19 protein-coding genes are annotated in these 25854 nt (G+C 34.5%); 5 read left to right on the top strand and 14 right to left on the bottom strand.

Annotated elements, in window-relative coordinates:
* Window positions 1-161: 161 nt before the first annotated feature.
* Complete coding sequence (locus HM990_RS17715) at window positions 162-5315, bottom strand: choice-of-anchor D domain-containing protein (RefSeq protein ID WP_178990958.1); 5154 nt, start codon at window positions 5313-5315, stop codon at window positions 162-164.
* A 399-nt stretch (window positions 5316-5714) separates the two neighbouring features.
* Between HM990_RS17715 and HM990_RS17710 the strand changes: the two genes are divergently transcribed.
* Complete coding sequence (locus HM990_RS17710) at window positions 5715-6191, top strand: regulatory protein RecX (protein WP_178990956.1); 477 nt, start codon at window positions 5715-5717, stop codon at window positions 6189-6191.
* 704 nt (window positions 6192-6895) lie between these two features.
* Here HM990_RS17710 and HM990_RS17705 read toward each other — a convergent pair.
* The 9 genes from HM990_RS17705 to HM990_RS17665 all read right to left on the bottom strand — a co-directional run bounded on the left by HM990_RS17705 (window position 6896) and on the right by HM990_RS17665 (window position 16571).
* Window positions 6896-7381 (bottom strand): DUF6646 family protein, encoded by a 486-nt coding sequence (locus tag HM990_RS17705; protein ID WP_178990954.1) that lies wholly within the window; start codon window positions 7379-7381, stop codon window positions 6896-6898.
* Window positions 7382-7466: 85 nt separating this feature from the next.
* Window positions 7467-8327 (bottom strand): cupin-like domain-containing protein, encoded by an 861-nt coding sequence (locus HM990_RS17700; RefSeq protein ID WP_178990952.1) that lies wholly within the window; start codon window positions 8325-8327, stop codon window positions 7467-7469.
* 97 nt (window positions 8328-8424) lie between these two features.
* Window positions 8425-8892 carry a hypothetical protein gene (locus tag HM990_RS17695; RefSeq protein WP_178990950.1) on the bottom strand — a complete coding sequence of 156 codons (468 nt, stop codon included), beginning with the start codon at window positions 8890-8892 and terminating at the stop codon, window positions 8425-8427.
* A gap of 19 nt (window positions 8893-8911) precedes the next feature.
* Complete coding sequence (locus HM990_RS17690) at window positions 8912-10345, bottom strand: flotillin family protein (protein ID WP_178990948.1); 1434 nt, start codon at window positions 10343-10345, stop codon at window positions 8912-8914.
* Window positions 10346-10369: 24 nt separating this feature from the next.
* Window positions 10370-11011, bottom strand: coding sequence for a hypothetical protein (locus HM990_RS17685; protein WP_229719307.1), 642 nt, complete (start codon window positions 11009-11011; stop codon window positions 10370-10372).
* A 327-nt stretch (window positions 11012-11338) separates the two neighbouring features.
* Window positions 11339-11752, bottom strand: a complete 414-nt coding sequence (locus HM990_RS17680) for a putative signal transducing protein (RefSeq protein ID WP_178990946.1) — start codon at window positions 11750-11752, stop codon at window positions 11339-11341.
* 20 nt (window positions 11753-11772) lie between these two features.
* On the bottom strand, window positions 11773-12300 hold the full coding sequence (locus HM990_RS17675) for a hypothetical protein (protein WP_178990943.1): 528 nt from the start codon (window positions 12298-12300) through the stop codon (window positions 11773-11775).
* 23 nt (window positions 12301-12323) lie between these two features.
* Window positions 12324-13541 (bottom strand): DNA polymerase IV, encoded by a 1218-nt coding sequence (dinB, locus tag HM990_RS17670; RefSeq protein ID WP_178990941.1) that lies wholly within the window; start codon window positions 13539-13541, stop codon window positions 12324-12326.
* A 9-nt stretch (window positions 13542-13550) separates the two neighbouring features.
* A complete protein-coding gene (locus HM990_RS17665) occupies window positions 13551-16571 on the bottom strand; it encodes a DNA polymerase III subunit alpha (protein WP_178990930.1) in 3021 nt (1006 codons plus the stop codon).
* Window positions 16572-17562: 991 nt separating this feature from the next.
* On the opposite strand from HM990_RS17665, the gene HM990_RS17660 reads away from it, so the two are divergent.
* Window positions 17563-18219 carry a hypothetical protein gene (locus HM990_RS17660; protein WP_178990928.1) on the top strand — a complete coding sequence of 219 codons (657 nt, stop codon included), beginning with the start codon at window positions 17563-17565 and terminating at the stop codon, window positions 18217-18219.
* Window positions 18220-19168: 949 nt separating this feature from the next.
* Here the strand turns inward: HM990_RS17660 and HM990_RS17655 are convergent.
* Both HM990_RS17655 and HM990_RS17650 read right to left on the bottom strand, forming a co-directional pair.
* Complete coding sequence (locus HM990_RS17655) at window positions 19169-19456, bottom strand: type II toxin-antitoxin system RelE/ParE family toxin (RefSeq protein WP_178990926.1); 288 nt, start codon at window positions 19454-19456, stop codon at window positions 19169-19171.
* Window positions 19443-19688: a ribbon-helix-helix domain-containing protein gene (locus HM990_RS17650; RefSeq protein WP_178990924.1), complete on the bottom strand. Its 246-nt coding sequence runs from the start codon at window positions 19686-19688 to the stop codon at window positions 19443-19445. Before HM990_RS17650 ends, HM990_RS17655 begins: the two co-directional genes overlap by 14 nt.
* 148 nt (window positions 19689-19836) lie before the next feature.
* Between HM990_RS17650 and HM990_RS17645 the strand changes: the two genes are divergently transcribed.
* Window positions 19837-20256: a hypothetical protein gene (locus HM990_RS17645; RefSeq protein WP_178990922.1), complete on the top strand. Its 420-nt coding sequence runs from the start codon at window positions 19837-19839 to the stop codon at window positions 20254-20256.
* An 81-nt stretch (window positions 20257-20337) separates the two neighbouring features.
* Here the strand turns inward: HM990_RS17645 and HM990_RS17640 are convergent, their stop codons facing one another.
* The gene (locus tag HM990_RS17640) at window positions 20338-22575 is read right to left on the bottom strand and encodes a patatin-like phospholipase family protein (RefSeq protein WP_178990920.1); all 2238 of its coding nucleotides are present in this window, start codon (window positions 22573-22575) and stop codon (window positions 20338-20340) included.
* A 73-nt stretch (window positions 22576-22648) separates the two neighbouring features.
* Window positions 22649-24442: an excinuclease ABC subunit UvrC gene (uvrC, locus tag HM990_RS17635; protein WP_178990917.1), complete on the bottom strand. Its 1794-nt coding sequence runs from the start codon at window positions 24440-24442 to the stop codon at window positions 22649-22651.
* Between the two features lie 90 nt (window positions 24443-24532).
* Here uvrC and HM990_RS17630 point away from each other — a divergent pair, with 90 nt between their 5' ends.
* Both HM990_RS17630 and rimK read left to right on the top strand, forming a co-directional pair.
* Window positions 24533-24961: an ATP-dependent zinc protease family protein gene (locus tag HM990_RS17630; RefSeq protein WP_178990915.1), complete on the top strand. Its 429-nt coding sequence runs from the start codon at window positions 24533-24535 to the stop codon at window positions 24959-24961.
* On the top strand, window positions 24958-25833 hold the full coding sequence (gene rimK, locus HM990_RS17625) for a 30S ribosomal protein S6--L-glutamate ligase (protein ID WP_178990913.1): 876 nt from the start codon (window positions 24958-24960) through the stop codon (window positions 25831-25833). Before HM990_RS17630 ends, rimK begins: the two co-directional genes overlap by 4 nt.
* Window positions 25834-25854: the final 21 nt, after the last annotated feature.

The raw sequence follows: 25854 nt of genomic DNA, 5'->3' as shown, positions 1-25854 counted from the left end.
CTATACGGATAATACCCGAATTTCACCCGAAGTAACTACGGGTGAACCCAAATTGGAATCTGTTGTTGATTCCCGCTTAGGTCTTGCTACATATGGTCTATATAAAAGAAACCTCATTTTTTTGATGAGGCTTATTTTACATAATATAGAGGATTTTAATTTTAGCGTTGTTTAATCGCTTTTTTGCTAATAACTTGGCCGTTAGACAAAGTGATTTTAGCTATATAAGCCGATTGACTCAATTGAGATAAGTTGTACACTTCAGTAGCATTGCTGCCTTTTAAGTTATAAACACGTCTTCCTAAAGCATCTAAAATTTCAACTTTGGAAATCACGTTTTTGTTAGAATTTAATTTGAATTCAACATCACCATTTGGTAATTCAACAATAGTTAAAGCGTTAGCGTTTATAAAATTATCATCTATAGAAAGCGTTGTAGTAGTAAATACAATTTCGAAACGGTCGTTGAAGTCGCCAGATTCAGATGTAAAAGTGTAGTCACTTGTAGAAAGATTATTATACGTATTAAGATAATTATCTTTGAGATAAATATTATTTTCGGTCAAAAATTCACCTTCAAATTGATAAATTGAAATTGTATATAAAGTAGGAGAATCAATACTAGTATTGAATCCTAAAGGAATTATTTCTTCTAAATTTAAGTGATCCGGATTTTTTCCTTGAATTGCGAATTTAAAAGCATTAGAATTTTCTAATAATGAAAATATAGCGGCATTAGTCTCTGTAGATAATTGTCTTTCAGCATCAAAATACATTCCATCATTAGCATCTGTGGCACCATTAATATAGGCAATGAGTATTTGGTTAAATACACCATTATCTGTGGTTAAGTTTAACCATAATTTATTGGTAGCGTTAGAAGCTGATCTAAAAAATTGATTGTTATTTTCGGTAACTCTCATACTATTATTAAAAATAACATCTGTAGTTCTTATATTTCCACCTACTAGTGTTGAAGGTGCACTATCATCCATAGAGACAAAGAAACCTTGGCCAGATGGAATATACGGATTTGGCATTATCATGTCGCCGCCCATTGTTGCACCAGAACCATTCATAATGGCATAATCACTTTGTGCATAGTTCAATGCTTCATTCCCATTAGTATTACCATCTGCTACAGTATTATGTGACCAAAAGAAAATAGCGCCGTAAATACTGCCAGCGGCATTTTGGTCTATACTTGCATTAGCGCCTAAGAAACTGACAACATCAATTGCCGAAGGATATGGATTTCCAATAAAATTCCAGTTGTTATCATTAGTTTCCGAATCATTTCTATAAATAGGAACATTATAAACGCCGTTATTAAAAGGCCCTTCAAAAATATAATCGAGTTGTGTGGGAAAAGACGGAGCAAAACCTTGTGTTGCAGCATAACCGGTACCAGGTAACATTACAGTTGCACCTGTTACTGCTTGCCAGTCATTATTATCATCGTCAATATCATCTTGGCCTGGTAGAGTGCCATTATTGTTATTTAGTTCTCTCGTAGCATCTAAAAAGTTTTCTCCGGAAAAAGAAAAAACGCGGTTGAGATTTGCTTCAGCTAATCCGTCACTAACAATTTCTCCGGATACTGGCGAACTCCAATAAGTATATTCTTGACTTGAATTTAATAAAGCTGTTTTTTTAATAACCTGTATTTTACTTTTATTCGATAATATATTACCTGTAATAGTACCTAAATCGTCTACTTGAACAAATGATCCATAAGGTCGAACAACTAAACTACCATCTACAACTAAGTTATTATCAATACGCACAAAATCATTGTCAGAGATAAATAATTCATGATTATTGGTAATGGTACACCCACAGGCTTCAAAACTAATTTCACCATTAGTTATTTCTGAAGTATCGTAGTTGTCATCAATTAAAGCAAAGCGATCTATTGCTGGAGGAACAGACCAAGTACCATCCCAAATGGATACACGTACATCGAGTTTAACGGCATTGGATGCTTCAAAGCAGGTGTCACTGTCTTCCCTTAGTTGACAATAATATTGATAGCCATCTAAATTCATAGTATCAATAATATTCAATGTTGCAGTTTGTTGCCCTGTATAATTGGGGTTAGCAGGTGAAATTTCAGTCCAAGTTGAAGTTCCTGGTTGATTAAAATACCATTGGTATGCTAAATTTTGGGTGTCTGCAGGCGTTGGACCGTCATATCCTTCAGTTCCTGAAATAGTTAAACTTGCTGAAAAAGTGCATTCGAATGCTGGTGCAATAGGTTGTAACGTTATGGTGGGTGGTAATCCTGTAGAAAAGTCGAATGCTCCAATAGTAGAATAATCTACATCGCTACAATCAGCATCAGTCCAATCTGTAATTATCCAATCTGCAGTCGAAAATGTGGTATTTGGAAATGTTGCGTTTGTATCTCTTTGAAAATTTGCGCCTTTGTCTCCTAGTCCTAAACCAGTAGCCCATGTTTGGTCTCCAAAAGATCCCCAAGAATCTATATTTCCAGTTGGATTTGAGACTGAAATCGCTGCGGTAGAATATAATCCTATATAATCGTGTCCGATATTTTGATTTCCGGATCTAAAAAAATTAATACTAGCGCCAATAGTAGCCAAATTTACTTGTGCTAAACTTCCATCACCACCTGTAACTGGACATTGTGCATCGTTAGTTCCACATGAAATTACGTAAGTACTGCCACTTGCAACTGTACCTGAGTCAAGAATTAAATCGTTAAATGTTGAGGTACTTCCATTATTATAGATTCTAATGCTATAGTTTGTAGTTGCAAAATTAATTAGCGAACCTGTGGCATTATATAGCTCTATATAAGTTAGACTGCCTGAAGGAGAATCTGTTATTTCACTAATAAATAAATCACTAACAACAGCACTAGAAGTCGTTTGACATCCAGCAATTGTATTATCAATTAGTGTAAATGTACTGCTAAAAACACACCCATTAGATAATTCAATACTTAACGGTCCACCACTTAGTATTGTATTAGGCAAACGAACTACTAGCTCTAAAGTACTATCTGAAACAGGTGTTAGCGTAACTCCATTTAAATCAGCCGTTGCTCCTGTAAGGTCATTACCAGGAGAAACAATGGTTACAGTAGTACCTGCAGGACCTTCGGTTGGTGAAATTGACCCACTTACAGCAGCGCAATTTGCAATACCTTCGACCACAAATGTATAAGGATCCTTTGTTGAATCTGTGTTAGCAATTGAAACTGTGACACTTCTTAAACCAGACAATGTAGTTGGTTGAAAAGTAATAGTAAAATCTTGAAAGGTATCAATGGCGAACGGATTTGTAAAACTTGAGGTTACAAAAAAGTCAGCAGTATTACCCGAAAGTGTAATGCTAGAAACGTTTAAATTAGCAGTACCTCCTTCGTTACCAATTCTGAATGTTTTAGTTTGCGATGTAGTGTTTATAGTTTGCTGAGCAAAGTAGGTATTGTTTAAAGATGATGTTGTTATACTTCCATTTGCAATAGTAGGAATACTTCCGATTACTCCTCTAACATTGATATTTGGTCCAGGCGTAAAACCAACTCCAGTTAAGTTAACAATACAAGTGCCTTCATCTATGTCGTCATTATTAATAGTAAGTGCTCCAGTCGAGGTACCATCAGAAACAGGAGTAAATCGTAGAGTAACAGTTTGCGAGTTACCAGATGTAATAGTAAGTGGAGGAGCAGGAGAAACAATAGTATAATCACCAGTAATACCAAAAGAACTAACCGTTAAGTCTAAACTACCAATATTTTCAATTTCAAACGTTAAATCTGAAGTGCTGCCAATACCAACACTTCCATAATCTATAGTATAACCACAGTTTTGATTGGTAGACGTATTATCTACAAGTTGCAGTTCTGGTTCAGGAGTAGAAGTTCCGCAAAAAACTTCTACATCGTCAAAGTAAAACGAACCACTAGATCTAGGACTCATGAACCACCTGATATAATAATTGCCAGTTAGATTTAGATTATAATTGAATTGCTGGTAGGTCGTTGTAATGTCTCCGGTATTACTTCCATTTGCAAAGATCTGTGAACTATCAAACCACGCAACACCGTCTGGTGAATATTGAATAGTGATAGTGTAATTTGATGAACCACCTGAGGCACGTGCCCAAAAACTTAAGTCGCTAGGGTCTGTTAACTGCTCCGTTCTAATCCAGTCATTATTGTCATTCATTCCAGCTTTATAACTACCATTATTAGCATCTCCTATGTTATAATAAGAATCATTGTTGGTCCAGCCAGTTGGATTACTAGTTCCTCCTTCAAAACCTTCTTCTAAACATGGCCCAGTTAAAGTAGTTGAATTTCCAGTTAAAGGATTCGTCGTGTTATAAACAGGTCCACCAGTACAACTAGAATTATTTTGTGCAAAGACAAAAAAGTAATATTGTGTTGTCTGCGATAATCCTGTTGCTGTAAATGTTGTAGTATTAGAACTTTGGATCACAGTACCAGAACCTAATGGGTCACCATTAGAGTATGATGTTCCATTAACAGGATTTGCGCCAAGCGTAGGTGATGTGCTTGCCACAACTAAATACTCATCTGCAGTTGTTGGAATAAATGATCCATCAATTGAAGCTGAAGTGATATTATTTAATACTAAACTTGTTGGTTGGGTTATTGGTGCAATACATGGTAATGATGAAACTCCCCAAATTTCTATATTATCTATTGCAATGTCTTCGTCTCCGTCATTTAAATCATTAAATTCGATTTGAATATCTAGAGAATTTCCAGTCCCAGAAATATTTGCAACAAATTGAGTGAAGGTGTCAGTTATGGCTGTTCCATTTCCTATACCATTGAAATTACTGTCTAATCTAGGCTCACTATTCGTACCGCTTGCAGCCTCAACCCATAATATATTTTGAGAAGATGATGTATCTATTATTCCTGTAATGTGCATATATGAATCACCATCCCAATCTTGATTGCTTCCATCATCATCCTCTGCAATGTGTATACGCAATTGTAAATTAGTATAACCGCTTACATTAATATTGTCAAAATTCAGACTTAAAGTGTTTGGGCCTCCATCGCCATTAGTATCGTGAGCGGCAAAAAAATAGGTTCCTTGCTTATTTGCAAAAACCATTTGAGTACCAGAAATGTTAGATGACCCATCAGTTCGAGTAAAATAATCTTCCGAGCCATCTGAAAACTCGGGAATACTAGTTGTGTAACCACCAACAGTTTCAAATGTAATTTCATCAATTTTTACTTGCCCATAACCAGACAAACCAAAACACAGGAAAAGTATAAAAACTAGGGAGTAATTCTTTTTCATAAGGGAGCAATTAGCAATTAATCAACCACAAAGATACATCAAAATCCTTGTAGGTCAGGACTTTGTAAAGTACGTATTTATTAACAAATTGTTAAATTTTGTCACCATTTTTCTATTAAAAACACGGTTTGCCGTTAAAGTGTAACATCAGAATTTTAACACACAAATTAGACCTTAATTTTTCAAATTCCATAAAATTAAAATTTATGGCTAATCTATCGTATTTTTGATGTAACGAAGTCATTTAAACTTTTTCCATTTGCTAAAAAATTGCACTTTTTCGTCTATTTTTTGTTTTTTTTTCTTTCCGTATCGATGCTATGCAAATCAAAAAAAAGACTTCAACTAGCCAAAAAATCACTAATTTTCGCTTAAATGTTAAAAGTTTAAATCACTTCAATGAATCCACATAAAACCTATACCGTTAACGAAGCGCAAAAAAAGTTGGAACATTATTGTGCCTATCAGGAACGTTGCCATAAAGACGTTAGGTTAAAATTAAGGGCCATGAACATGATTCCTGAAGCTATAGATGTGATTATGGTACATTTAATTCAGCATAATTTCTTAAACGAAGAACGTTTTGCCAAGGCTTTTGTCAGTGGGAAATTCAGAATTAAAAAATGGGGAAAAAACCGTTTGGTCAGAGAATTGAAATTTAGGGAGATTTCTAAATATAGTATTGATACAGCCTTAAAAGAAATCGATTTAGACGATTATTATAAAACATTGGATGAATTAACGTTAAAGCGTATAGCCCAAGTCAATGAAAAGAATAGCTACAAGAAGAAAAAAAAGGTGGCTGATTATTTATTGTATAGAGGGTGGGAATCGCATTTGGTTTATGAAAAATTGAATGAATATTTAAAAACGTAGAAAATCTCCTGTTATATACGTTTTTTTAATGAGTTCATTTTATTCGTCTATTCCTATCCCTTAATGGAACTCATGATTTGCTTCGCAGTTGCCTTGATGCAAAACGAACCAATCCCGATAGCTATCGGGACAAAACGATTTGTTAGGAATTACTCATGGATTAATATTGTATAATTTTGAATTCGTGAATGCTTTTGCATTTCGCTAAAGCGCCATTCGCTAATACATTAATGATTTAGGGATCTATTTTGCTATTGATTCCAATCCTAGAATTATTTTCAAAATCACCATTTTTGCTCATTATTTCTGAAAATCGTTGATTCCGACGCTGTCGGAATTTAGGAATTGAGCTCAAACTAGCTTTTGGCTTACATGAGGTATACTTAGAATCTGCAGTATTTAGTTTTTAAATTGGTTTTTGGGTATCTAAGCATAAAAACAAGAAATGGTGGCTAACTATTTAGTGTATAGAAGGTGGGAATCGCATTTGGTGTATGAAAAATTGAATGAATACATTAAATAAAAAAAGCCTTTTCAATCCCGATAACTATCAGGAGAAAAGGCTTGGAATTTTAAACATTATTTTCCAAATAAAACACTCTGTTTAAATAGTATTGAAACTTATATACTGTTTTTAACAAGTCAAAAATTTTGTCTTGGTTCTTGACTCTAATAGCGCAGCGGTCTTATGTCTTTTTTTTTATCTAAATGTTAAAAACAGCACCCAAATTCAAAGTAAACTGATTGTGTATATCAACTATATTGTCCTTATCATATTTAGCTAAAGGAAAATTCGCTTCTGTATAAACACCAAAACCTGCCGTAAAGAAATAACGCGCGCCAATATGGCCACCAAAGTTTTTAAGGCTGAGGTTTAAACCCGGATACAAATCAAAATTTTCATCAATGTTAATAACATTGCCCAAATTTGCATTAAAACGCGCTTTTAAATCAAATCGATCTTCAAAATCAAGATTTTCTATACCACTAGCACCTCCCAAGGCATAAGAAGAAGATACACCAACGGAAATATTTTCACCTAATCCATAATCGAAACTCGCATTGATTCCTGTGGCCATATCTTGAAAATTAGCACCAACCTGAAATTTAGTATCGCCTTTACCTGAAAAAGCTTGGGCATTACCAAAACTGAAAGCCAATATTGCGACTATTACTATAATATTTTTCATGTTTTAGATTTTAAAAATTTGGGCAAAGATACAAATAGAAATCAATTTGAATTAAAAAAAATCAAAGGAGTTCTGCGTCAGAAAATTACACAAAACGTTTGGTGTTTGTAATGGCCTTTTGATTTTTCCAGTCAATCCATTTTTGCCCTTTTATGCGTCGCATTAGATTATCGACGTTCCGCATCACAAGAATATTGTAAATGGCTTTGCCTAAGTTTACTGGGTTTCTTGCTATGGCTCTTAAGCTCATGGAAAATCCTGGTGTAATGTAACGCATATAATGCCAATAGCCTTCTGGCATATAAAGAACTTCGCCATGGTTCAAATCACAAACCCAGCCTTTGGCGTTTTTTAGTGCTGGCCACTTTTCAAAATCGGGATTTTTAAAATCGATATCCTCTCTTGCAATTAAAGCATGTGGTACTTTGTATAAATATTTGGTTTGGTTTTGGTCGAATAACATACATTGCTTTTTACCTTCAAAATGAAAGTGAAAAATATTGGCCAAATCAATATCATAGTGCATAAATGTATGCGAATCTTTGCCGCCAAAGAAGAGCATAGGCAGTTTTTTCATTAATCGAAGTCCAAAATCTGGAAAGGTAAAGTCTTTTTGAAGTTGAGGAACTTGCCTAAAAATATTCCAAAGGAAAATACGGTATTTAGTCGGTTCGCGCTGCAGTAAATCCACGTAATCTCGCATCTTCATTTCGGCATGTGCTTGGTTAAAGCCATCTGAGTGATTTACAGGTCTGTCATCATAAAGCGGAACCGTTTTATCGCCAGCAACGTCTTTTATGTAGTCTAAATTCCACTTGGTGTAAGCTGGCCAATCTTCAATAAACCGCTCAATGACCACAGGCTTTTGTGGTTTAAAATAATGCTTCAAGAAATCAGCTTTTGAGATCGTCTCAACACGAGGAATGTCTTGTAGTTTTAATTGCAAATTCTAATTTTTAAGTCAAGATAAGTTCGAGGTCAAAGTTAAAAAAACCTTACTAAAACACGACTATTGTGGAAGCAGAATTATAGTTAAATTTAGTTTAAAGCCATTTAGATTCACGTTCCGTAGCATCTAACACATCAACGTTCAGAACAGTGGCAATCTCTTTTGCAACATCAAAAGCTTTTTGAGTATCTTCAGTAACGAAGGCTTCGATTTTTCGATTGGTATTATAGAATAGATTGACTTTTACAATGGTACTTGTAACGTTTGTACTAGCCGTTGAAACCCATACTCTGGAGGTTTGATCCGTTTTAAAAACCGAAATATATTCTATTTCAGGAAAGTCTTGCCATTGTCCAATTGTTAAACCAAATAGGCTTGTGATCTCACGATAGGTGTTCTTGTCTAAATTAAATTCGATACCATCTCTTTTTAAAAAATAAAGACTTATAGCCATAAACATAAAACCAAGATACTGACCAGATATTATGGAGATAATACCAAGTAAAACAAGACCAACACCATAAATAAGTTTAGGTGTCGGTCTTGGTTTTGTGAAGATCATAGTGATAAATAGTAAAGGATTATTTTTTATCCGATTTATCAATCTTAGCATCGTCTGCTTCAATCTCTTTTTTGTCTTTGCCTTTTAAATACTCTGGCAAATCCATACCAGCCATATTAAACATTTCCTGTAAAGGCGGCACCGATTTGTACATGCCAGAAAGGAAATTAGCCGTTGATGATTTTCCGTCTTCACCGTTGGCTCCGCTATCCCAAACCGTCACTTTATCGATTTTAATATTCTTGATGGCTTCTGCTTGCGTTTTTACCAGTTCCGGTAATTTATCGGCAATTAATAACAACACAGCATCTCTACTGTTGTTACCAGCAGCTCTCACGATTTCCTGTAAACCTGCAGCTTGTTTTGTCAACACTTCAAACTGACCTTGTGCTTCTGCTTGTGCTTTAAAGAGTATCGCATCCGCTTCACCTTTTGCTTTACGTCTAATGCGCTCAGCTTCGGCTTCAGCATCAATCTCTACTTTGCGTTTATCAATTTCTGCAGGTACAATAATATCGGCCATTTGAGAGGAACGCTCGCGTTCTGCTCTCGCTGTTTCCGCTTCTTGCTCTGCAGCATAAGATTCTTGTAAGGCTTTGGCGCTTTGTACTTTCTCAGAAGCAATGGCTACGCGTTCGGCTTCGGCTTCACGCTGACGACGTAACGAATCGGAATTTGCTACGGCAATCTTCGCTGTATTTTCACCTTCTACAGCTTGTGCGTTTGCGGCTGCTACTTGGGTTCTTTCATCCTGTACGGCATTGGCCTCACCAATAGAACCATCCCTTGTTTTCTCGGCAACCGATTTACGTGCAGCGTTAATAGCATGTGCAGCGGCTTCTTTACCAAGCGCTTCGATATAGCCAGACTCGTCAACAATATCAGTAATGTTTACGTTGATCAGTTTTAAACCTACTTTCTTTAATTCGGTCTCAACAGACTGCGAAATATTGGTTAAGAATTTATCTCTATCATTATTGATTTCCTCAATATCCATAGAGGCAACCACCAAACGTAATTGTCCGAAAATGATTTCTTTAGCTAATTCTTGTACATCTTGTGCGCCCAATCCCAATAAACGTTCCGCAGCATTTTGCATGACGCCAGGTTCGGTAGAAACACCAATGGTAAAACGTGATGGCACATTAACACGAATGTTCTGTTTAGATAAGGCATTGACCAAATTCACTTCGATAGAAATTGGTGTTAAATCCAAGAATTCATAATCTTGAATCACAGGAATGATAAAAGCCGCGCCACCATGAATACATTTAGCAGATTGTCCGCCGCCCACTTTTCCATAGACCACTAAAATCCGGTCCGATGGACAACGCTTGTAGCGTTTTATTAAAATAAGTAAGGTAACAACGATAAATAAAGCAACGAAAATCAGTAGCATTGGTCCGCCTAAGCTTTCCGCATTAAAATTCTCTTGAATGGTTAGTAAATACATAGTTTAGAAATTTGAAGGTTAATTTTATTTTGAAAGTTTCTTTTGAGTCTCATGACTCAATAAAGGGTCGTTTTGGGCTTTTGTAGGCTCAATGGGTTTTCGGGTGTGGTCAACAATGAGAATGCCATTGGAAGTGACATCGACAACCTTTATAATAGTTCCTGTTTTTAATTCGGTAAATGAATCGGTGAGTGCATCCAATGTACGCATTGTACCTTGCACACTAACACTCACTTTTCCCATTTTAGAGCGATCGGCTCCAATGGTTAAATAAACTTCGCCCACAGCATCGAGTGCATTCTTATAATTAAGAGTGCCACTATCTGAAAGTTTACTTATAAAATAGAATAGTGCAGCCATAATAACCATCATCAATAAACCACAAATCACAGATATGATGATGGTTAAGGGTGTGGAAAGTCCTGCATCGATACATGCAATGCCACTCCAACCGAATATGGTAAAAAAGCCCACAAGGTTTTTAAAGGATATAAATTGAAATCCGGCACCATCTGCATCAATATCTGAGTCCAAATCACCAATATCGTCAGCATCACCACCTACAAAAGCCATGATCATAACTACAGAAAAAATTAGAGAGCCAATGATGGCCACTAACCAATATATTTTGGATAGAAATTCTAAATTTGAAAACCATTCTGCCATAATTCCTAGGGTTTTATTTGAGTTTATAAATATACGACCATTGTAAGATTATTACATCTTATTTTGAAAGTTAATCAGTCACAGCGTCACCACCAAGAATGACTTTTAAAGTCATGGTTATTTTTGAAATCTTTTATTGGAATGTAACTATCCAAATAAGGAATGTCAATGGTATTGATGGATATTGTGGTAAGGTCGTTTCTATACGTTTAGTTGTGAATTGTATTTGGGTAAAGATCGACTTTCAATATATCAGTATATCACGGAAGAATTTTGTTACAGAAAAGTTGAAAAATATTTTTTGAAGGTGTAAGCTTGATTTGTTTCTTATTTTAATGGAAATTCAGTGTTGCAATCCTCACACTTGTATTGATATCGTGTGCTAAATGGCAATGTTCCTGTAATAAAACCAATGACAAAAGACATCAAGGATTTAAAGTCGTTGATGGTGGAATAGAGCTGAATATGGTTGCTTCCGCAATTAGGACAGACAATCGGTTCACCGTCGTCATTGACAGAATAGGCTTCAATGGATTTTAAAATAGCCAAGGCTTTTTCTTCGTCTTTGGCAAGTACTTTGAGTTTAATGCCTCCAATGGCGTTGCTTACCAAAGGATCTGTATCAATAGTGATATTGTCTTTGAGAAACACTTTTATACCATCAGATTCTAATCTCCCTTTTATGATTTCGGCTTCTGCGGAATATTGGAATTTGGCTATAGTGACGAAGGTGTTTTGCATAAAATTGTAGATGAGTAATATTAGTCGTAGTATTCGATTTTTCCTGTCTTTTTATAGACCTCTTTATCTATCCATTGATGATGACCTCTTTTTCTTGCATCAAGTAATTCTATATCTAGTTTTTCGGCAATTGCGAATGCTTCTTTTACGACGTTTTCATAATGTTCATAAACAAATAAATTAATGATCTCATTTTTATTGTGCCATAGATTTACTTCGTAACCGTTTTCTGTTTTGAATACTGAGATATATTTTAAATTTTTTAGATCTTTCCATTTTTGATTAATGCTAAAACGACCTAAAGAAGTTTCATATTTTATTTTTTTATAGGTGAAATTGAGATGTATGGATTTTGTTGTCAAATTAGGAAGTACCATATAATTAATAACAACAATACCAAGAGCTATTAAAAAAACTATGTTTGTGTCATTATTTGTTGTGATGAAATAATAACAAATTGTTGAATAAATAGTTAGGATAAATGCAATTAAAATACTTTGCCATATTGAAATATCAGGCTCTCTAATTGTAAATTCTTTTTCTATCATTACAACAAAGATAATATTTAATACTATTGATGCCGATTCGCCAACAAAGGAGGTGGTTCACCATTAAAAGGGTTCCAACGACTAATGGTTTTGGCTTCCATACCAGCAGCACTCATTACAGCTCTATCGCCATAACGTTCACGCATTTTATCCATGGCATTACAGAGGTTGAGGTGCATTTCGTTATCCTCAAACAAATTGACTTGATGGCCGCCTTCTACCAAATGGCTAAACCGAACTCCGATTAATCGCACTAGAAGCCTGCGATGGTACAGTTTTTTGAATAAATCCAATACCACAGGAATAATAGTATGATCCATGGCACTATAAGGAATCCGTTGCTGTTGCGTATACGTCTGAAAATCGGAATAGCGAATTTTAAACGTCACACAAGCGGTTAATTTATGGCCACGACGCAATTGGTACGCTAAATTTTCTGCCATGGCAATTACCAAACCTTTTAGTTTATTTACATCTGTAGTATCCTGTCCAAAAGTACGTTCGGTAGAAATGGATTTACGTTCGTGATATTGTACCACAGGCGAGTTGTCTATACCATTGGCTTTTTTCCAAATCACCAATCCATTTTTACCCAAAACTTTATGCATCAGTTCCATGGGCATTTCTTGTACCGTTTTTATACGTTTAACGCCCAAATCGCAAAGTGATTTGTAAGTGACGTTCCCAACCATTGGAATCTTTTTAACCGAAAGTGGCGCTAAAAACGGTTTTTCTTCACCAGAAATAATCCGGATTTCATTATTGGGCTTTGCTTCGCCAGTGGCTATTTTTGAAACCGTTTTATTGAGCGATAAGCCAAAAGAAATAGGTAAGCCGGTTTCTTTGATGATTTTCTGGCGTAATTCTGAAGCCAACTTGTGGCAGCCAAAGAATTTATCCATTCCTGTGAGATCCATGTAAAACTCGTCAATGGATGTTTTTTCATAAAGTGGCACGCTTTCTTTGATAACATCAGTGACATCGTTGGAGAATTTGGTATAAATACCAGAATTTCCTCTGAGCACGATAGCCTCAGGGCAAAGCTGTTTGGCCATACGCATTGGCATGGCAGAGTGGACGCCAAATGTTCGGGCTTCGTAACTACAGGAAGCCACAACACCTCTATCGCTGGTGCCACCAATAAGTACGGGTTTACCAATAAGACGACTATCGAGCAGGCGTTCGCAAGACACAAAAAAAGTGTCTAAATCCATGTGTACTATTGATCTGTTGTTGTTCATTTTATTTTGTTACCCTTGTGCCAGTTTAAGATCCTCAAAGCTTTTCTTATTCTGAAATGTTGGATTTAGCGATTTCACCGAATACCTTGGATCTTCAATTATTGCTAAACGTTCTAATTCTGAAACTTCAATATTCACACAATTAAATTCCACCATGACCTTACCGATTATTTTATAAATGCCTTTGCCTCTAAATGGATATTTGGCAGCAATGGGAGGAAAGTGAACCGTGTCTATAAAATCACCATCACGATCTAAAAAGGTACCGAAGTGCATGACTTTTCCGTTTGATGTTTTGGTGTTTTTTGTAGTGATTAAATACCCTTCAATAATAATGAGCCTGCCTTCTAATTTTTCAAGATGTCTGGCACGTAAATTTCCTGTTGATTTTGTGGTCAATAATAAAAACGGATTACACAAAGGAAAACCTAACAGTTCTATTTCATCAAAAGCAGTTTCTAAAGCTGTACTTGGTAATTCAGGTGTATTGTAATTGATTTTTTCAGTTCTAAATAGATTAACAACATGGTCTTGAATTATGGTTTTACTGATTTTTAAATGGGCTTCCCAAAGCAATTCACGTTTGTTAATTCCTGTAAAACGAAAGGCATTTATTTTTATTAAAATAGATAGCTGTTCAATGGAAATCGGGACACGTTCTATAAAATCATCAAGCGATTGAAATATGCCGTTTTTGATACGTTCATTCAGAATACGATTGATAGTTTTAGACTCTAAGGATTGCAAAAACATAAAGCCTAAATAGATGGTTTTGCCTTTAATAATAGCTTCGACAGCTGATTGATTGATGCATGGCGCTTCAATTTTTCCATGGTGCATTCTGGCTTCGTGTACATAAAGTTCGGTGCTATAAAATCCACCAAAATTATTGATAGTAGCTGTCATATATTCCAAAGGATAGTGGGCTTTTAAAAATAGACTTTGATAGCTTTCTACGGCGTATGAAGCAGAATGCCCTTTAGCAAAAGCATAACCTGCGAAACTTTCTATTTGTCGCCAAATATCTGCAACAACATCATATGATTCGCCACGTTTTGCACAGTTATCAAAAAATTTTTGTTTCACTTTGTTGAATTCATCGCGGGATCGAAATTTACCAGACATACCACGACGTAACATATCGGATTCGCCCAAATCCAAACCTCCAAAAATATGTGCGACCTTAATCACGTCTTCTTGATATACCATAACGCCGTAAGTTTCGGGCATAATACTTTGCAAAACAGGGTGTGCTTCTTTTCGTTTTTCAGGATGACGATGACGCAAAATATATTGGCGCATCATACCACTGTTGGCAACACCAGGTCTAATAATGGAACTTGCTGCCACTAAACCCAAATAATCATCGACCTGAAGTTTTCTTAACAGCATTCGCATCGCAGGAGATTCTACGTAAAAGCAGCCAATGGCTTTGGCATTTCTCAGTAAATCTTTTATGCGCTCGTCTTGCTTAAATCCTTTAATATCATGAATGTCAATTGGTGGTTGGTCTTTGTAGTTCTCGTCAATAATTTCAACCGCTTCCTTAATTTTTCCTAAGCCGCGTTGACTTAGAATATCGAATTTGTACAACCCAATATCTTCGGCAACGACCATATCAAACTGTGTGGTGGCAAAACCTTTTGGAGGCATAAATGTGGCACAGTAATAATGAATCGGTTGTTCTGAAATTAAAATACCTCCTGCATGAATGCCTAAATAATTGGGAAATCCTTGAATATACTTGGCGTATTTAATGACGAGTTGCGATAATTCATCGAGTTGATTCACATGGTATTTTCCTCTGGTAAGCAAATCCATTTCAGATTTTGGTAAGCCGAATACTTTCCCTAATTCGCGTACCGAAGCTTTAAATTTAAAGGTGTTATAAACCGTGATAAGTGCAGTGTTCTCAAAATTATCGAAGATAAATCGTGTAATATCATCTCTGTCTTTCCATGAAAAATCAATATCAAAATCTGGTGGATTTTGCCGGAATAGGTTGATAAAACGTTCAAAATATAAATCGAGCTCAATCGGATCGACATCTGTGATTCTGAGTAAATACGCGATAATACTATTGGCACCGCTTCCACGACCAACATAGTAATAATCTTTGCTACGTGCGTATTCCAATATTTTCCAATTGATAAGAAAATAGGAGACAAAGCCTTTTTGTTTTATAATATTGAGTTCTTTTTCAATCCGATCATAAACCTTTTGTTCACTATCATTTCCGTAGCGATAGGGAATACCATCGTAAGTGAGTTTTTCCAATAATTCGTAATCCGAAGTTTCATTTTCAGTTAAACACTTTTGGTTTTTAGAGTCATCAGTTTTAAAATCGAAATCGATAGAACAATTGTTTAATAACTGCTCGGTATTATTGATAAGTTTTGGGAATTCCGAATAAGTTTCACACAAGTCATTATAGGGCAACATGACATCTTTCTCGTTTCCTTCTTCAGATTTTGGAAGTTTACTTAATAGGGTGTTATTATCAATCGCTCTGAGTAAACGATGTGTATTAAACCCTTTTTTATTCTGAAACGATACCGTTTTTAGCACCACTAATTTCTCTCGCAACATATTCCATTTCGAAAATTTTAAATGGTTGAGGTCTTTTGGTGCAATGCCTAAAAATTCATTGGGTTTTAATTCATAGTGCTTTCCCTTTTGATACGGATAAATCACAAAGCAATCCTCTAATATTTCATCTGGTCGTTCAGGAATTTTCAACTCATGATTATGGAGGAATTTGGAGAGGTAATCATTGATGTTTTTAAAGCCATTATTATTTTTCGCAATAAGAATAAATTGCTGTTCTGCACTATTTCTAAAATCGACACCAAGCACAGGTTTTACTTTATATTTTTCTGAAAGTCGAACGATATCCAAACATGCAGACGTCGTATTTATATCTGTAAGCGCTAGAGTGCGCACACCATTTTCTGAAGCAATGGCAAGCAGTTGCTCTGGTTTTATAGTGCCATAGCGAAGACTATAATAAGTGTGACAATTCAAATACATAATAGAAATATTGTTGTTCGATAAATGATAAAAGACCGCTTCGCTTTTAGAACCAACCTGCCTGACGGCGAGGCAGAGAACATAGACTAAATTCTAACTAACTGAAAACAGATGTAAACAGATTGAAAAAATCTCTTCTTTATATACTTGAAATTACTTCTAAATGCAGATTGTAAAATTAGCTACTATATGTAGTTTATGTTGCTCTTATTTGTAGCAATTAATGTTAAAGTATGATTCAGTAGATTATGAATGAAATTTTAAAAATTATGAATAAGGTTTTACACCAAAGTGAATTTTTATCAATTGATTAGGATATTTTATTAGACAGTAACATTACACTTTAGACAGTAACATTACACTAAAAATTTAGTGCTAATGTCCAAACCAAAAATTGTCAAAATTTCTTTTGGTTTTAATTTGTTTACGGTTTTTCCACAGCAACGCTGTGGAAAAACCGTAAATATCAGCTGTTTTACACAATTTTCATCTTTTCTTTGGTAGTAGAGTTTTTTTTTCTCTAGATTTATAGTGTTGGAAACATAATTTTGAGAGAAATAGAAGTCACTCAGAAGAATGTGGACAACAAAAATGTTTAAACATATAGCTTGCGCAAGTTTTTTTATTTTTATCCCTTAAGAATTTTATTGATAGCGCAAATTTAAAAGACTTCTTACCAAAAGACTTCTACTTCTCATACCCTTATATGAGATAATAAATGACTTCTGTTCCCTATTTATTTAGGGTGAATTTATTTATTAATCAACCTATCTTAAAAAAATGATGGGTTTAAAATCTTAAAATTATGAAGAAATGTAGTATCCTATAGAAATTTATTATAGTGTTTTCATTGACAATGCTTACTTATAGTTGTTCGACTGATAATATACTATCAGAAACAACCTCCAACTCAATATTAAATGAGACAACCGTTTTAAAAAGGTCTAGCAATTTTACCTTTTCTCAAAAGAATATTGATTATATAGGGGTGATGCATAATAAACATTTAGAAGATGCTTATGAAAATTTCGATTATAATTCTACTACGCCTATTGCTGATTTAAAAAGTAATTTAATGGCAATTGACATTCCTGAATTAACCATCGAAGAAAAGGAAGACATCATTAATTTTGTTTTCGAGAATCAGATAGAAGGGGGTGAAAACAGTTTAACTGATTTAGATTATCTAAAGCAAAATTTAGAAACTCAGACTGCTAAAGATATTGTAGATTCTGCATACAGCAGTCTAAATAATTTACAATACCAATCTGATTTTTCAAATGCTCTTATAGCTCTAAAGATAAATGCTTCAAACAGCCTAACCAAATCCGACTTAAATTCTGTCTTAGCATATTTGGAAGTATTGGAGCAATCAAGCTATTTTTGGAAATCCACTGAATTTGGTGGTTCTGGCATAGGAAATGCAACTATTTTGAATATGCAAGTTTATATTAATGGAGTCACACCTTGCACAAAAGCAATTATAGGTGCTGATGGAACGGGTGCTGCAACCGCTGTGCTTTCCGCAGGTATTGGTGGTTGGATTGCTGGAACATTAAATCCAGGTGCTATGGCTGCAGCTGTAGCAATTGCAGCAGCGGCTGCATCAGTAACTGCATCACAGACCCATTATGCTTGCCAAGATTAATATTATGGAAAAAAAGTTTTATCAAAAACCAATATTTATATTAATTATCGTCTTCATTATTTACCTCATATCGACTGCGGCATTTTTCACAGTTAATGCAATGATGGAGTCAGAAGGTTATACAAAAAGTTGGAACATAAAGTACTCGTTAGTGCAAGCAATAATCCCAACATTAATAATGCTGTTTTTCGTTTTTATTGGAAAAAAAAGGAAAAAGAAAGATTAAAAACTTTAAGTTACAAAGTTTTACTATAAAAAATAGCAGTTAAGAGTTAAATCAAAAGTTTAGTTCTTTTCTGCTATCTTAATTTTTAGTCGAAAAAGACAGTTTAGCAGCCTGCTAATTTTCAAATAAGGAAGAGTTGTGCTTAGTCTATCCGCTTGTTCAAGAGACATAAATCATTTGTTTCATTCAATCAATAAAAGATTTAGATTTAAAAATTGAAAATAAATGCTTTCCATGTGGAATAAGTTATCACTTGTAATATAATATATTTGACAAACTTCTAATGTTTAAAAAAGAGTTTTGCAAGAATTGCTTATGAAATAGTAGCAGATTGCTTTTAAAATTATCTAAATGAAAAATTTTAGCACATATTTTTTTGTCCTAATTATAGCTATTGTAATAATTCTAGAATTACTTAAAGTAATTAAACTTTTATTTAACCCCACATTTTTAAAACACAAAGTATATGATTTTCCTAAAAGGAAATTTTCAATTTTTCTTTATCATATATGTGCGATATTAGTTTTAATAGTTACTATATTGAGGAAACTTGAAATAATTACTTTTGAAATATCATAATGGCTAAAAAAATAGCAGTTTAGGGCTAAATCAAAAGTTTGGCTCTTTTCTGCCATAATTGTTTCTAAAACGTAATAAAAAACACGAGAACTTCTACTGAATTTTCCTTGTTTTTAACACAGTACTTTGTTGGCAACTGTATTTTTATACGATACTATCTAAATCTTGTCTACCAATAATAGTCATTATCTCAACAACATCTTCGTTTACTTTGAAGAAAATACTATCAGATCCGCAGACGCAACGTCTATATCCTTTTTTTATAAAATCAACCGATTCAAATGAAAATGGTCTTTGAGCAATTATCTCAAAATACTTAAAAAAAGAATCAAAGTATTTATCCGCTTGAGTAATTCCAAATTTTTTAACTCCGTAATGATGAATTCGAATTAAGTCCTCTCTCGCAGTATTACTTATTCTAAATTCCGTCATTGAGTAGGTCCTTAGATTTTTTAAGGATTTGCGCTTTACTATCAGAAGTAAATCCGCTATTTTCAGCTCTTTCAAGCTTAGATCTAATCCAATCAATTTGAACTTGTTGACCTCTTGCTTGTCTAATTAAATCGTTGACTAATTCACTTTTACTTGAATATTCTTTATTGTCAACTTGATTTTTCAGCCATTCATCATTTGGTTTTGTGAATGATATACTTTGTCTAGCCATAATATTATTTTTTTGATGTAAAATTACACCAAATACGAATCATAATCAAATTTTTATGTATATTGTTGCGAACTATGGATATATAGTCAATAAAAGGTGTCTCAGATTATTCGAAAGTAAATCAAATTCATTTTAAAAAAGATTAGTTATGAAATTAATCATATGTTTTATTTGCGTTATGACCTCAATTTCGGTTACTTATTCTCAAAATTTAGACGAAATGAATTATTCTTTATCTTATACAAAATTAGAATCGAATATTGCGTTCAAACCTAAGCAGGATTTAGTAAAATACACTTTTGAAAAAAATGAATCTTTCCTGTTTTCTGATTTAAATCTCACGAATTTAAAACTGAATTCACTAAATCTAAACAGAAAATTATTTTCAAATATTAAAATTATTGAAAACACTTATATGGATTACACGGATTATCTAAGAGGTTGTGGACCTTTAGATGATGGTATTACCAACACGTTTAACAGTAGCGATTTAATGCTTTCCGTTTTTATGGACAATTTGGTGAATAATTATATTTTTAAAGGTAAAGGGCTGTTTTTTAAAAGGTAGTGAAGCCGTTGTAAAATACTGTAAACTGAAACGCGTTCAGCACTAGAAAGTTCAAAATGACCACACAAAAAAAAAGCACGATCAAAACCAAAATCCAAGATTAAAAAACCAATAACTATTACCAGTCTCTGGTGAATAGGTGTATTTTCCTTCTAAAGGTCCTAAAAAAGTTTCTAACGAATAGCCAACAGCATAACCACTGTAGTTTGGTGATGAGAAAAATTGACCAGTTTCAAAAAGGCCATCGTCTATATTAGCAATGTTTGCCGCTAATAAAATGTGATGTTTTTTAAAAATCTCATAGTCTAAAGTAAAGGTTGTTTTCACAAAACTATCTCCCGTTAAGGCTAAATAGTCATAACCGTAAAACGAATAGAAACTATTAATAAAATTAGCGCCATAGCCTCCTATGGCAAACCCTAATGCATTTGTAGATTTATCTCCTATTTTAAAGCCACCATTAGCTTCTATTTTTAAAGCCAATTTATCACTAAAACTAAAGGCGTAGCCAAGATCTGCTTTGGCTATTGAAAATTCTTTGAAATCTTCGTTGAAACCTGAAGCGTTCAGATACAAATGAAAATCGCCATTAAAGTAAAATCCGTTTTTGGGAAAATAGGAATTGTCGTAATCATCGAATTTTAAATTACCAAACAGGCTCAGGTAAACTGTATTTTCAAGAATGATATCATCTTCTTGGTCATTGTCAGTAATAGTTTCTGAAGTTATTTTAAGATGTTTATGTTCAGCACCAATCCGCAAGGCAAAATCCTTTCTAAAAATAGTCTGTAAATACACTTGATTTGTAAAATCTGAAATATTAGCATCAATTTTATTTAAACCTGATAACAAGGGCGAATCTTCCTCTACGGCTAATAAAGCACTCACGTTTTTATTAAAATGATTATAGCGCGATTTTACACCAATACTAATGTAAAATCCTTTATCAATAAAATAATCGAAATTATATCTGGTATTATCACCCAGAATAACATCTAACGAAGCAATATCATTACTAAATAAGAGTTTCTTTTTGGTAAGATTAGCGAGTATGGCACTTTTATAGAGGCCATCGTAATGAAGACCAAGTCTTAAAAACGTACTGGTTTCTGATTCAATTATACGACCCAATAAATTATATTCGCCTTCATTTTCCGTGGCTTCCAATTGGTATCTAAAGGTGTCAAAATTATTGGTTGCAATAAGGTTGTTTATCCCTTGTCTAAAATCTGAATAGCTTATTTTATCCTCTCCTTTTAACTTGAGCTTTCCAATAAGATAGGATCTGGTGTAACGCTCATTTCCTTCTATATTTACTTGGTTAATTTTAAGACTATCTATAACTTTAACCTGCGGTCGCTCAACAAAATTTGGTTGCTGCTGTTTTACAGCTTTCAATTTATTTAGTTGAGTTCTGGCTGCTGCTTCGCCATTGGCTATGATATTCTCACCTTCATCAAATGAGATTACAGAAAAATTGGTAATATCTGGTTTTATATAAATATCGGTTAATTCGGCTTTACTTTTCATGGCATTTATAGTCCGAAAATTATTAATCTGTAACAGAATGTCTGGCGCAGATTTCAAGGATTTACGGTCTCTTAGCGCATCTTGGACATCGACACCGATAATAATATCCATGCCTTTGGCACGTAATTCTTCAACAGGAAAGTTGTTGGTTACTCCGCCATCAATAAAAATATTATCGTCAATAACTACAGGTTGAAACAATGACGGTAACGCACCGCTTGCCGTAACCGCTTCGGCTAATTTACCCTCTTCAATAAGCAGGGATTCGCCAGTTTCTATATTGGTAGCGATACAAAAAAACGGAATAGGAAGTTCGTTAAAATCCCTGATATCATTAACGGGAACCATCAATTGATACAACAAATTATAAACGTTTTGACCACGTGATAAAGCCGAAGGTAAACTGATTTTAAATCTATCGAAAGGTAAAACTACGGCGTACTTTTCGGAATTTTCACGCTCGTAAAATGATTTGGATTGTCTGGGGAAGTTATCATTTATTAAAGCATCAAAATCTAGATTTTCAAACATGGCTTCTAATTGTTTGCCGGAATATCCTGAGGCATACAACGACCCAATAATCGCTCCCATACTTGTACCAGCCACATAATCTATTTTTATACCCAAGCTATCAATGACCTTTAAGACGCCAATATGAGCAAAACCTTTAGCACCTCCACCGCTCAGCACTAAACCTACTTTTGGTGGCTTGTGAGCTGTGGAGTCCTGAGCCTTTAATGGTAAAAGGCTAATGAGGAATAATATTAATATAATCTGTTTTGTTTTCATGCTCTATACAATACCTTTCAGGCTTTGCCTTCGACTTCGCTCAGCCACCATAAACCTGACAGTAAAGTGTAATTTATTCTTTATGATAATAGTTATATACTTTGTTTGCCCTAGAAACACCAATAACGGCTTCAAGTTCATCTAACTTGGCATTAGCAATGCGCTTTACCGTCTTGAATTGTTTCATTAAATCTACTATGGTTTGTTCTCCAACACCAGGAATGTTTTCCAGCTCAGTAGTCAACGCACTTTTGCTTCGTTTGTTCCTATGATGTTCGATACCAAAGCGATGGGCTTCGTTTCGTAATTGCTGAATAATTTTAAGGGTTTCGCTTTTTTTATCTAAATATAAAGGAATTGGATCATCTGGATAAAATAATTCTTCTAAACGCTTCGCAATTCCGATGATTGCAATTTTTCCTCGTAATCCTAAGATATCCAAACTTTTTAGTGCTGAAGATAGTTGCCCTTTTCCTCCATCGATGATGATAAGTTGTGGTAAAGGTTCGTCTTCTTCCTTTAAGCGTTTGTAACGTCTATAAACCACTTCTTCCATAGACGCGAAATCGTCTGCGCCTTCAACGGTTTTAATATTAAAATGACGGTAATCTTTTTTGCTTGGCTTTCCATTTTTAAACACCACACAAGCAGCCACAGGATTTGTCCCTTGAATATTGGAATTATCGAAACATTCGATATGCCTTGGTTCTTCAGACAAACGCAGATCGGTTTTCATCTGTGCCATAATTCTATTGGCATGGCGATCTGGATCTACAATTTTTATCTGTTTTAGCTTATCCATTCTAAAATACTTGGCATTTCTGGTGGATAAATCTAGGATACTTTTTTTATCGCCAAGTTTCGGTATGGTTACTTTTATATCATCTCCCAAATTTACTTTAAAAGGCACATAGATTTCTTTTGAAGTTGAATTAAAGCGTTGCCGGATTTCCGTAATGGCCAATTCTAATAATTCGGTATCTGTTTCTTGTAATTTCTTTTTTAATTCTAGGGTGTGAGACCTAATTATCGAACCATAACTTAACTGTAGAAAATTGATATAGGCATAGGTTTCATCACTCACAATAGAAAACACATCGACATTGCTTATTTTAGGATTAACAATGGTGGACTTGGCTTGGTAATTTTCTAAAACTTCAAGTTTTTCCTTTATTTTTTGGGCATCTTCAAATTGCATCGCTTCTGCGTGATGCCTCATTTGAATTTTGAATTGCTGTAAGGAATCCTTAAAATTACCTTTTAGGATTTCCCTAATCGCAGTAATGTTACTATGATATTCTTCTTCGGTTTCATAACCTTCACAAGGGCCTTTGCAATTTCCTAAGTGATATTCCAGACAGACTTTATATTTTCCCGCTTCAATTTTAGCTTCAGACAGATCGTAATTACAAGTCCGTAGTTGATATAAGCCTTTTATTAAACCTAAAAGTGTTTTTACGGTTTTCATACTAGTGTATGGCCCAAAATACTCTGAGCCATCTTTAATAACACGTCGTGTTGGGAATACTCTTGGAAAACGTTCCTTTTTAATGCAAATCCAAGGATAGGATTTATCATCTTTTAATAAAACATTGTATTTGGGCTTGTATTTTTTAATGAGATTATTCTCAAGTAATAAAGCATCATTTTCGGTTTCGACGACAATATGTTTTACCGATGCAATATTTTTTACCAATACCCGTGTTTTACCATAATCGTGATGCTTGGTGAAATAACTGCTAACCCGTTTTTTTATATCTTTAGCTTTGCCAACATAGATTAAACGCTCATCTGCATCAAAATATTGATAAACACCTGGTTGGTGTGGCAAGGTTTTTATTTGAATTTCTAAAGTCGATTCTGGCATATAATCAAAGGTAAATAAAAGTTATAAGTTTAGAGTTACAAGTACTTAAAGTTATCGTTATCTTGCGCCTCTTTTTTATATATTCAATTTATGACAAAAAAAATCTTGGGACGTGTTGATAAAGTCAATTTTCCCGATTTACAACTTAACAATATCGACGTTAAAATCGATACAGGTGCTTATACTTCAGCTATACATTGTTCAAATATTAGAGTTGAAGACGGTAAGCTCTATTGTGTTTTTGAGAGCAAAGGGCATCCTAATTTTAAAAGTGACGAAGTGGTTTTTGACACTTATACCCATACCGATGTAAAAAGCAGTAATGGGCATAAGGAAAACCGCTATAAAATTAAAACAACCGTTGTATTCTTTGGAAAAACGTATAAGATTAACTTAACTTTAAGCACTAGGGACGACATGAAGTTCCCAGTATTGATCGGTCGCCAATTCTTAAAATTGAAATTTTTGGTCGATGTCGATTTAGAAAATCAATCCTTTAAACAAACCATAACTAAATGAACATAGTCATCCTTTCACGAAACCCTGAACTCTATTCTACAAGACGACTTGTTGAAGAAGGTGAAAACAGAGGGCATTCCGTTGAAATCATTGATCCTTTAAAATGTGATATTATCATTGAAAAGGAAAAACCAACCATATATTATAAAGATCGTTATCTCGATTACGTTGATGCCGTCATTCCTAGGATCGGAGCATCCATCACCTTTTATGGTTGCGCTGTAGTACGACAGTTTGAAGAAATGGGCGTGTTTACTATTGCACCATCAGATGCCATAACCCGATCTCGTGATAAGTTGAGAAGCTTACAACGCTTAAGCAAAGCCGGAATTGGCATGCCAAAAACCGTATTTACCAATTATTCTAGAGACGTAGAAGAAGTGATTGAGTATGTTGGTGGCACACCTGTAATTATAAAATTGTTGGAAGGTACTCAAGGCCTTGGTGTGGTTTTGGCAGAAACTAAAAATGCAGCGGAATCTGTTTTGGAAGCGTTTAATGGATTGCAAGCTAGAGTCATTGTACAAGAATTTATAAAAGAAGCCAAAGGCGCGGATTTGAGAGCTTTAGTGGTAGATGGACAAGTAGTTGGTGCCATGAAACGCCAAGGTAAGGAAGGCGAGTTTAGATCTAATTTACATCGTGGTGGTTCGGCTAATATTATTAAATTAGATCACGACGAACTTAAGTTGGCAATGAAAGCCGCAAAAGTATTGAAATTGCCAGTTTGTGGTGTCGATATGCTGCAGTCTTCACGAGGTCCATTATTGTTGGAAGTAAATTCTACGCCTGGCCTGGAAGGTATTGAAAATGCCACGCAAAAGAATATTGCAAGGGCAATCATTACTTTTATAGAACGTAGCAAAAATTAATTTCGCGCGTAGGGACAAGGC

This window comes from Winogradskyella schleiferi (genome assembly GCF_013394655.1).
Taxonomy (GTDB): Bacteria; Bacteroidota; Bacteroidia; order Flavobacteriales; family Flavobacteriaceae; genus Winogradskyella; species Winogradskyella schleiferi.
The sequence above is the reverse complement of the archived record's forward strand: the minus strand, read 5'-3'. Positions and strand labels throughout refer to the sequence as shown.

Coding starts and splice junctions, on each gene's coding strand:
- HM990_RS17715 (WP_178990958.1), bottom strand. CDS start 5,315: ATGAAAAAGAATTACTCCCTAGTTTTTATACTTTTCCTGTGTTTTGGT.
- HM990_RS17710 (WP_178990956.1), top strand. CDS start 5,715: ATGAATCCACATAAAACCTATACCGTTAACGAAGCGCAAAAAAAGTTG.
- HM990_RS17705 (WP_178990954.1), bottom strand. CDS start 7,381: ATGAAAAATATTATAGTAATAGTCGCAATATTGGCTTTCAGTTTTGGT.
- HM990_RS17695 (WP_178990950.1), bottom strand. CDS start 8,892: ATGATCTTCACAAAACCAAGACCGACACCTAAACTTATTTATGGTGTT.
- HM990_RS17690 (WP_178990948.1), bottom strand. CDS start 10,345: ATGTATTTACTAACCATTCAAGAGAATTTTAATGCGGAAAGCTTAGGC.
- HM990_RS17685 (WP_229719307.1), bottom strand. CDS start 11,011: ATGGCAGAATGGTTTTCAAATTTAGAATTTCTATCCAAAATATATTGG.
- HM990_RS17680 (WP_178990946.1), bottom strand. CDS start 11,752: ATGCAAAACACCTTCGTCACTATAGCCAAATTCCAATATTCCGCAGAA.
- HM990_RS17675 (WP_178990943.1), bottom strand. CDS start 12,300: ATGATAGAAAAAGAATTTACAATTAGAGAGCCTGATATTTCAATATGG.
- dinB (WP_178990941.1), bottom strand. CDS start 13,541: ATGAACAACAACAGATCAATAGTACACATGGATTTAGACACTTTTTTT.
- HM990_RS17665 (WP_178990930.1), bottom strand. CDS start 16,571: ATGTATTTGAATTGTCACACTTATTATAGTCTTCGCTATGGCACTATA.
- HM990_RS17660 (WP_178990928.1), top strand. CDS start 17,563: ATGCATAATAAACATTTAGAAGATGCTTATGAAAATTTCGATTATAAT.
- HM990_RS17655 (WP_178990926.1), bottom strand. CDS start 19,456: ATGACGGAATTTAGAATAAGTAATACTGCGAGAGAGGACTTAATTCGA.
- HM990_RS17650 (WP_178990924.1), bottom strand. CDS start 19,688: ATGGCTAGACAAAGTATATCATTCACAAAACCAAATGATGAATGGCTG.
- HM990_RS17645 (WP_178990922.1), top strand. CDS start 19,837: ATGAAATTAATCATATGTTTTATTTGCGTTATGACCTCAATTTCGGTT.
- HM990_RS17640 (WP_178990920.1), bottom strand. CDS start 22,575: ATGAAAACAAAACAGATTATATTAATATTATTCCTCATTAGCCTTTTA.
- uvrC (WP_178990917.1), bottom strand. CDS start 24,442: ATGCCAGAATCGACTTTAGAAATTCAAATAAAAACCTTGCCACACCAA.
- HM990_RS17630 (WP_178990915.1), top strand. CDS start 24,533: ATGACAAAAAAAATCTTGGGACGTGTTGATAAAGTCAATTTTCCCGAT.
- rimK (WP_178990913.1), top strand. CDS start 24,958: ATGAACATAGTCATCCTTTCACGAAACCCTGAACTCTATTCTACAAGA.